The following is an 8,463-nucleotide window of genomic DNA, read 5'->3' on the forward strand; positions in this document are numbered from 1 at the left end:
CAAACACAGCACAACCATGAAAGCCATACCCGACGCCCCTGGGCAGTTCGAAGCCTACGGCCGAGGGCAACAACCACCCATCTAGAAAGGTAGGGAAGCCATGAGGGAAGAGTTCGACCGCGCTGTTCAACGAGCCATAGCCGGCGACATGCCAACCTCCGGTCCGCTGGTGGACACCTTCGGACGGGTCCACACCGACCTGCGCATATCGTTGACTGATCGGTGCAATCTGCGCTGCACCTACTGCATGCCAGCCGAAGGCCTGGACTGGTTGCCCGGCGAACATCTGCTGCAAGACGACGAACTGGTCCGGCTGATGAACCTGGCTGTGACGCGGCTGGGGATCACCGAGATCCGCTTCACCGGCGGCGAGCCGCTGTTGGCGCGGCACCTCGAGAAAGTGATTGCGGCCGCCGCAGACCTGAAGCCCCGGCCAGAGATCGCGCTCACCACCAATGGCCTGGGTCTGGCACGTCGCGCGGGTGCCCTGGTCGCCGCCGGACTGAACCGAATCAACGTGTCGCTGGACACCGTTGACCGCGAACACTTCGCCCGCATCACCCGCCGCGACCGGCTTCCCGACGTGCTCGACGGGCTGGACGCGGTCAAGGAAGCCGGTATGGACCCGGTGAAGGTCAATGCCGTCCTCGACCCGAGTATCAACGGCGAGGACGTCGCGAACCTGCTGCGATTCTGTCTGCGGCACGGCTATCAGCTGCGGGTCATCGAGGTGATGCCACTCGACGCCGAGCACAAGTGGCGCCGTGGTGCCGGGCTCAGCGCCGACGAGGTGCTGGCGGCACTGCGGCCGCATTTCCGGCTGCAGCCCGACCCGGCACCGCGTGGTTCGGCTCCGGCTCAGCTGTGGCTGGCGGACGAGGGTCCCGGCACGCCCGCGGGCAAGGTCGGAATCATCGCCTCGGTGACCCGGCCGTTCTGCGGGACCTGTGACCGTACCCGGCTCACCGCTGACGGCCAGATGCGCAACTGCCTGTTCGCCAACGACGAGACCGATCTGCTCGCTCTGTTGCGTGGCGGCGCCGATGACGACGCCATCGAGCAGGCATGGCGAGTCGGGATGTGGGCCAAGAAAGCCGGCCACGGCATCAACGACCCGAAGTTCATCCAGCCGGACCGGCCTATGAGCGCGATTGGCGGCTGACCTGTGGCCCGGACGCCCGACGACCAAGCCGAGATTGCGGTCACCATTCGCTACTTTGCGGCGGCGCGAGCGGCCGCCGGCACCGAATCGGAAGCGGTCACCGTGCGGTCGGGAACCACGGTGGCCGAATTGGTCGACCATCTCGCCGAGCGAGGCGAACGGTTGGCGACGGTGCTCGGCCGATGCTGCTATCTCCGTGACGGGATCGCCGTTCGCCACCATGCCACCACGCTGCGCCCCGGCGACACGATCGACGTGCTGCCGCCCTTCGCCGGGGGCTGACGTGATTTACCTCACATAACGAATTGATTACGGGTCCGCAACGGCTCGGTTGAGAACGTCCTGACCAGCGTAGATGGCTCGGCATCCTGGCGTTTCGCTAACGCCCAGTGATGAAAACGCCGAATCCGCGAAATGGTGACGAGACGGCGGCGACCCGTTACCGTACATCCCCGGGTGCAACGAGCCTTTCCCCGAATCGGTGCGCCTTTCCCGGCCCGTAGCGCCGACTCCGTCCGACGGGCAGGGAAACCGATCAACACCAGGGATGGAGGAGGGGACTCACCGGGTCCACCGAAACGGGACTTGGGCCCCATGGCTTGCTTGGGTAGCCCCTGAGGGTGAAGCCGACCTTGTTGGAATGCCCGGTTGGCAACTCAGGCCGGGCAGCTGCCCTCGCGGGCGCGCACAGAGAGGACGTCATCGGCGTATGAGCGGACGGCATCGTAGGCCCAACCAGTCAACCGTCAGCATCGCCAAAGCGGCCGTCACCGGCGCCGTGATCGGCGGCGGCGGCCTCGCCCTCGCCGGACACGCGACCGCCGCCACCGACAGTGAGTGGGACCGGGTGGCCGGATGCGAGTCTGGCGGCAACTGGGCCATCAACACCGGCAACGGTTATCAGGGCGGGCTGCAGTTCGCGCCGGGCACCTGGCGAGCTCATGGCGGTGGCAAATATGCGCCGTCGGCGCACCTGGCCACCCGGGAACAGCAGATCGCCATCGCCGAGCATGTGCTTGCGACCCAAGGACGCGGCGCCTGGCCGGTCTGCGGGCACGGCCTGTCCGGCGCGACGCCGCGTTGGGTGCCGGCAACTCCGGCGGCGGCCGACGAGCACGAAGAGCACGTACCTGACCCGGTCCAACAGTGGCTGAAGCAGTTCCAGCCGCCACCACCATCCGAAGCCGACGCGCCACTGGACAACCCCGAGGTGAATGGCGAAACGGTAGCGCTGGGCAATCCGGCGCCGCCGCCCGAGGCACCGGCGCCTGCGCCCTGGTGGCTGCCTCCCGCACCCGAGGCACCGGCGCCCCCGGCCGAAGAACTGCCACCCCCGGCCGAAGAACTGCCACCGCCGGCCGAAGCGCCGGCGCCCCCAGTCGAAGAGCCGCCGGTTCCGGCACCTCAGGACGAGCCTGCGGCGGCGCCGAACGACAACCCGGCGGTCGTCGAAACCGGTTGGGTTGGCGAAGAGAACGCCTCCGTCCCCGCGGAGCCGGAGCCCGGCTACCACCAGCAGCTGTGGCAGGCCATCGAGGCGGAGAATGTCAGCGGCAACGACGCGCTCGACGCTTTCGCCCCCCAGCCGCAGGAACAGCGAGCCTGAGCGGCCTGATTCAGGCCGACCCCACCCATTCGTCGGTGCCGTCGGCGAAGAATTGGTGCTTCCACACTGGCAGGCGCACCTTGAGCTCCTCGACCAGGTGCGCGCAGGTCTTAAACGCCGCCTGTCGGTGATCCGCCGCGACCGCGGCCACCAGCGCCGCCTCACCGATCTGCAGCGTGCCGATCCGGTGGCTGGCCGCCAGCGCGCGCACGCCGGTGGCGTGTTCGGCAACCTCGGCTAGTACGTCGGTCATGACCTGTTCGGCCGACGGGTGCGCCGAATACTCCAGCCGGACCACCTGGCGTCCCTGGTCGTGGTCGCGGATCATGCCGACAAAGCCGACGATCGCGCCCGCAGCCTGATGGCCCACCAGGTTCTCGTGCTCGGACAGCAGGATCGACTGCTCGGTGACAGCGGCGCGCAGCACCAGCGGGGTCATCGGCGCCACTCCTGCGCATCGCTGCCTCCCCCGCAAGCGGGAGGTGCCCCCACGGCATCGTCGCCGGCGCGCGTCATGGGCGGTGGTCCTTGCCGGCGAGCTGATCGAGCGCATGGTCCAGCACACCGGCCAGCACAGCCAGGCCGTCGCGGACTCCGCCCGACGAGCCGGGCAGGTTGACGATCAGGGTCTTACCGGCCACCCCGCACACCCCGCGGGACAGCACCGAGGTCGGCACCTTCGGCAGACCCGACCGGCGGATGGCGTCGGCCAGGCCGGGGATCTCATAGTCCAGCACCGCCGCCGTCTGGGACGGGGTGTCGTCGGTGGGCGAGATGCCGGTTCCGCCTGAGGTGACGATCAGGTCCACCCCCGCACTGATGGCATCGCGCAGGGCCATGCCGACCGGGTTGCCGTCGGGAACCACCTCCGGGGGCCCCGATGCGAACCCATGCTGTCCCAGCCATTCGGAGATGATCGGGCCGGTGCGGTCGGCGTAGGTACCGGCGGATGCGCGGGTCGATGCGATGACAATTCGCGCGGACCGGGCCGTCATCACCGCTCCCAGAGTCCGCTGCGGCCGCCGTCCTTGCGCAACACGCGGATGTCGTCGATTGTGGCGGAGCGGTCCACCGCTTTGATCATGTCGTAGAGCGTCAGGGCGGCCACACTGACCGCGGTCAGCGCCTCCATCTCCACTCCGGTGCGATCGGTGCTGCGCACGGTGGCGGTGATGTCGATAGCCGCCTCGCCGACAGCGAAGTCGACGTCGACACCGGTGAGCTCAAGCTGGTGGCAGAGCGGGATCAGGTCGCTGGTACGTTTGGCGGCCAGGATGCCCGCGACCCGCGCGGTGGCCAACGCGTCGCCCTTGGGCAGGCCTCCGGCCGAGATCATCTGCACCACCTGCGCCGAGGTTCGCAGCGCACCCGCGGCGACGGCCGTACGCCGGGTGACCCCCTTGGCGGTGACGTCGACCATGTGCGCCGCCCCCTGTTCGTCCAGGTGCGAGAGCGGCCCCCCGCCCGGTGCCCATGCACCCGAAGCACCCACCATGGCGACCCCTACCGGTTGACCATGGTGACCGGGTGCAGGTAGGGCAACTCGTCGGCTGGCAGCGGGAATTCCACGTCCCCGAACGGGGACAGTGCACCGGTCCGGTCGGTTCGCAGTTCACTGACCGCGGGATCGCCGTGATCCGTCGACGGCCAGCCCCCGTCGACATAGGGGGTTCTCCGCGCCTTCGGCGCCGGGTTATCAGCGGTCTTAGCGATATCAGCCACGGGTTCCATTCTGACAGGTCTGGATCGGCGTCGGTAACCCGACGCTTTCTGCCGGCCCCGGCCGGTGCCCGCTGACCTACGCTGGTCGGCGATGACCGAACACAACCAGGGTGTTTCGCTGGCGTCCTGGCTGGCCGACCTGCCGGACGAGCGGCTGATCCAGCTGCTGGAGCTGCGGCCGGACCTCGCACAGCCACCGCCGGGCAGCGTCTCCGCATTGGCCGCGCGGGCTCAGGCCCGGCAGTCGGTCCGCGCGGCCACCGACGAGCTGGATTTTCTGCGGCTGGCGCTGGTCGACGCGTTGCTGGCGCTGCACGCCGACACCACTGAGGTTCCGGTCACCAAGCTGCTCGCCCTGATCGGCGGGCGGGCGCCGGAAACGGAGGTGCGCGCCGCCCTCGATGATCTCACCAGTCGCGGATTGTGCTGGGGCGACCGCTGTATCCGCGTGGTCGCCGAGGCAGGCGCGGGACTGCCCTGGTATCCCGGCCAGCTGAGCTTGGAGGAGATCTCACGCACCCGCGACCAGATCGACGCGGCGATTGCCGAACTCGATGAGTCACAACGCGACGTGCTGGAAAGGCTGGTGGAAGGTTCGCCGGTCGGGCGTACCCGCGACGCCGCGCCTGGTGCACCACCGGACCGCCCGGTGCCGCGACTGCTGGCAGCGGGGCTGCTGCGGCAGGTGGACAACGAGACGGTGATCCTGCCCCGAGACGTCGGGCAGGCTTTGCGCGACGAGCAGCCGGGTCCGGCGCAGTTGACGCTGCCCGATCCGACGGTTTCGCGCACGGCGCCCGCCGATGTCGATGCCGCCGCCGGCAGCGCGGTCATCGACCTGTTGCGCGAACTCGACGCGGTGCTCGACGTCCTGGGATCCGCCCCGATACCCGAGCTGCGCAGCGGCGGACTGGGGATACGCGAGGTCAAGCGACTGGTCAAGGTGACCGGTGTCGACGGGCCCCGGGTGAGTCTGCTGCTGGAGCTAGCCGCCGCGGCCGGTTTGATCGCGGCCGGCGACCCCGAGCCGGAGCCAGTCGGCGACTCAGACCGGCTATCTGATCGGCGGTACTGGGCGCCAACGGTGAAGGCCGACCAATTGGCCGGGGCAGCCGCCGCCGAGCGCTGGCAGCTGCTGGCCAGCACCTGGCTTGACCTGACCGCCCGGCCTGGGCTGATCGGTAGCCGCGGACCAGATGGCAAACCCTGTGCGGCGCTGTCGTCGTCATTGTTTTCCACGGCGGCCCCACTGGATCGCCGACTGCTGCTAGGCATCCTCGCCGACCTGCCCGCCGGCAACGGTGTCGACGAGGTCACCGTGTCGCAGGCGCTGGTTTGGCTCCGGCCACGCTGGGCAACGCGACTCCAGCCCGGACCGGTAGCAGACCTGTTGGCCGAGGCGCAGGCGCTGGGGCTGGTAGGCCGCGGCGCGATCAGCTCGCCGGGCCGTGCGCTGCTGAGCAGCGGTGCCGGGGCTGCCGTCGCCGTGATGAGCCAGACGCTGCCCGAGCCGATCGACCACTTTCTGGTACAGGCCGACCTGACCGTGGTGGTTCCCGGCCCGCTGGAGCGAGAGCTCGCCGAGGAGTTGGCCACCGTAGCCGCCGTCGAATCAGCCGGGGCGGCGATGGTCTATCGAGTCAGCGAACAGACCATCCGTCACGCCCTCGACGCGGGACGAACCCGGGAGGCACTGCGCTCGTTCTTCGAAAGGCACTCCAAAACCCCAGTGCCGCAGAGCCTTGCCTACCTGATCGACGACGTCGCACGCCGGCACGGGAAGCTGCGGGTCGGGACGGCGGCCTCGTTCGTGCGGTGCGCTGACCCGACCCTGCTGGCGCAGGCGGTGGCCGTTCCCGCGGCCGAAGCCCTCGGGTTGCGGGTATTGGCCCCGACGGTGGCGGTGTCGCAGGCATCGATCGCCGACCTGCTGGCGGTGTTGCGCGACGCCGGGTTCGTTCCGGCCGCCGAGGACGCCTCCGGGGCCATCGTGGACTTGCGGTCGCGCGGCGCCCGGGTGCCCACTCCCATGCAGCGCCGACCGCATCGCGGGGCACTTCGCCCGAACAGCGACACCCTGGCCGCGGTCGTCGCCGTGCTGCGCAAGGTGAGCGCCGGGCCGTTCGACAACATCCGCCTCGACCCGGCGGTCACCATGTCGCTGCTGCTGCAGGCCGCGCGGCGGGGCACTAGCGTGCTGATCGGCTATGTCGATCCCGCCGGGGTGGCCACCCAGCGGGAAGTCTCTCCCGTCGTTGTCCGTGGCGGCCAGCTGGTGGCCTTCGATTCCACTTCGGGGCAGATACGCGAGTTCGCCATCCACCGGATCACGTCGGTGGTGCGGAACTGAATAATGGGGCGATGACCGACGGCCCGCTCATCGTGCAGTCCGACAAGACGGTGCTGCTCGAGGTCGACCACGAGCGGGCCGGTGCGGCGCGCGCCGCGATCGCCCCGTTCGCGGAGTTGGAACGCGCGCCCGAGCACGTCCACACCTACCGGATCACCCCGCTGGCGTTGTGGAACGCCCGGGCCGCCGGCCACGACGCCGAACAGGTGGTGGACGCGCTGGTCAGCTACTCGCGTTACGCGGTGCCGCAACCGCTGCTGGTCGACGTCGTCGACACCATGGCCCGCTACGGGCGGTTACAGCTGGTGAAGGATCCGGCGCACGGCCTGACGCTGGTCAGTCTGGATCGCGCGGTACTGGCGGAAGTGTTGCGCAACAAGAAGATCGCACCGATGCTGGGCGCCCGCCTCGACGACGACACCGTCGTGGTACACCCGAGCGAGCGGGGCCGGATCAAGCAGCTGCTGCTCAAAATCGGTTGGCCGGCGGAGGATCTCGCCGGCTACGTCGATGGCGAGGCGCATCCGATCAGCCTGCGCCAGGACGGCTGGCAGCTTCGTGACTACCAGGAGATGGCGGCTGAGTCCTTCTGGTCCGGCGGATCCGGGGTGGTGGTGCTGCCCTGCGGGGCGGGCAAGACGCTGATTGGCGCAGCAGCGATGGCGAAAGCCGGTGCTACGACGCTGATCCTGGTCACCAACACCGTCGCCGGCCGGCAATGGAAACGCGAACTGATCGCGAGGACGTCGCTGACCGACGACGAGATCGGCGAGTACTCCGGGGAGCGCAAGGAGATCCGCCCGATCACCATCGCCACCTACCAGGTAATGACGCGTCGCACCAAGGGCGAATACCGTCACCTGGAACTGTTCGACAGCCGTGACTGGGGGCTGATCATCTACGACGAGGTGCACCTGCTGCCGGCACCGGTGTTCCGGATGACCGCCGACCTGCAGTCCCGGCGCCGACTGGGCCTGACCGCGACGCTGATCCGCGAGGACGGCCGCGAAGGTGACGTGTTCTCGCTGATCGGGCCGAAGCGCTACGACGCTCCGTGGAAGGACATCGAGGCGCAGGGCTGGATCGCGCCGGCGGAGTGCGTCGAGGTGCGGGTCACCATGACCGACAGCGAGCGGATGGCCTACGCCACCGCCGAACCCGACGAACGCTACCGATTGTGCTCGACGGTGCATTCGAAGATCGCGGTGGTCAAGTCGATCCTGAGCCGCCATCCCGGCGAACAGACGCTGGTGATCGGGGCCTACCTCGATCAGCTCGACGAACTGGGCGAACAGCTGGGCGCCCCGGTGATCCAGGGCTCGACCAAGATCGCCGAACGTGAGGCCCTCTTCGACGCGTTTCGGCGCTGCGAGGTGTCCACCCTGGTGGTGTCCAAGGTGGCCAACTTCTCCATCGATCTGCCGGAAGCAGCGGTAGCGGTGCAGGTTTCGGGAACGTTCGGGTCGCGGCAGGAGGAGGCGCAGCGGCTGGGCCGACTGCTGCGGCCCAAGGCGGACGGGGGTGGCGCGACCTTCTACTCGGTGGTGGCCCGCGACAGCCAGGACACCGAGTACGCCGCGCACCGGCAGCGGTTCCTGGCCGAACAGGGCTACGGCTACGTCA

General features: G+C 69.1%; 9 protein-coding genes. 5 read left to right on the forward strand and 4 right to left on the reverse strand.

Features of this window, described 5'->3' with window-relative positions:
• Positions 1–100: 100 nt before the first annotated feature.
• The 3 genes from moaA to AC2VOP_RS11170 all read left to right on the forward strand — a co-directional run bounded on the left by moaA (position 101) and on the right by AC2VOP_RS11170 (position 2,768).
• A complete protein-coding gene (gene moaA, locus AC2VOP_RS11160) occupies positions 101–1,162 on the forward strand; it encodes a GTP 3',8-cyclase MoaA (RefSeq protein WP_486961022.1) in 1,062 nt (353 codons plus the stop codon).
• 3 nt (positions 1,163–1,165) lie between these two features.
• A complete protein-coding gene (locus AC2VOP_RS11165; protein ID WP_486961023.1) occupies positions 1,166–1,444 on the forward strand; it encodes a MoaD/ThiS family protein in 279 nt (92 codons plus the stop codon).
• 427 nt (positions 1,445–1,871) lie between these two features.
• Complete coding sequence (locus tag AC2VOP_RS11170; RefSeq protein ID WP_486961024.1) at positions 1,872–2,768, forward strand: transglycosylase family protein; 897 nt, start codon at positions 1,872–1,874, stop codon at positions 2,766–2,768.
• A 10-nt stretch (positions 2,769–2,778) separates the two neighbouring features.
• Here the strand turns inward: AC2VOP_RS11170 and AC2VOP_RS11175 are convergent, their stop codons facing one another.
• The 4 genes from AC2VOP_RS11175 to AC2VOP_RS11190 all read right to left on the reverse strand — a co-directional run bounded on the left by AC2VOP_RS11175 (position 2,779) and on the right by AC2VOP_RS11190 (position 4,481).
• Entirely contained in the window at positions 2,779–3,207 is a 429-nt protein-coding gene (locus AC2VOP_RS11175; protein WP_486961025.1) for a molybdenum cofactor biosynthesis protein MoaE, read from the reverse strand.
• A gap of 73 nt (positions 3,208–3,280) precedes the next feature.
• Complete coding sequence (locus tag AC2VOP_RS11180) at positions 3,281–3,763, reverse strand: MogA/MoaB family molybdenum cofactor biosynthesis protein (RefSeq protein ID WP_486961026.1); 483 nt, start codon at positions 3,761–3,763, stop codon at positions 3,281–3,283.
• Positions 3,763–4,263 (reverse strand): cyclic pyranopterin monophosphate synthase MoaC, encoded by a 501-nt coding sequence (moaC, locus tag AC2VOP_RS11185; protein ID WP_486961027.1) that lies wholly within the window; start codon positions 4,261–4,263, stop codon positions 3,763–3,765. The genes AC2VOP_RS11180 and moaC overlap by 1 nt, the downstream gene beginning before the upstream one ends.
• An 8-nt stretch (positions 4,264–4,271) precedes the next feature.
• Entirely contained in the window at positions 4,272–4,481 is a 210-nt protein-coding gene (locus AC2VOP_RS11190) for a hypothetical protein (RefSeq protein WP_486961030.1), read from the reverse strand.
• A gap of 100 nt (positions 4,482–4,581) precedes the next feature.
• Here AC2VOP_RS11190 and AC2VOP_RS11195 point away from each other — a divergent pair, with 100 nt between their 5' ends.
• Complete coding sequence (locus tag AC2VOP_RS11195; protein WP_486961028.1) at positions 4,582–6,840, forward strand: helicase-associated domain-containing protein; 2,259 nt, start codon at positions 4,582–4,584, stop codon at positions 6,838–6,840.
• Between the two features lie 11 nt (positions 6,841–6,851).
• Positions 6,852–8,463: DNA repair helicase XPB (locus tag AC2VOP_RS11200; RefSeq protein WP_486961029.1), on the forward strand; the 1,612-nt coding region annotated here is incomplete at its 3' end.

This window comes from Mycobacterium sp. TH-M106, from assembly GCF_057473765.1.

Excerpts from the sequence above, each read along its gene's own strand:
- AC2VOP_RS11175 (WP_486961025.1), bottom strand. The coding sequence starts at position 3,207 with ATGACCCCGCTGGTGCTGCGCGCCGCTGTCACCGAGCAGTCGATCCTG.
- moaA (WP_486961022.1), top strand. The coding sequence starts at position 101 with ATGAGGGAAGAGTTCGACCGCGCTGTTCAACGAGCCATAGCCGGCGAC.
- AC2VOP_RS11170 (WP_486961024.1), top strand. The coding sequence starts at position 1,872 with ATGAGCGGACGGCATCGTAGGCCCAACCAGTCAACCGTCAGCATCGCC.
- moaC (WP_486961027.1), bottom strand. The coding sequence starts at position 4,263 with ATGGTGGGTGCTTCGGGTGCATGGGCACCGGGCGGGGGGCCGCTCTCG.
- AC2VOP_RS11180 (WP_486961026.1), bottom strand. The coding sequence starts at position 3,763 with ATGACGGCCCGGTCCGCGCGAATTGTCATCGCATCGACCCGCGCATCC.
- AC2VOP_RS11195 (WP_486961028.1), top strand. The coding sequence starts at position 4,582 with ATGACCGAACACAACCAGGGTGTTTCGCTGGCGTCCTGGCTGGCCGAC.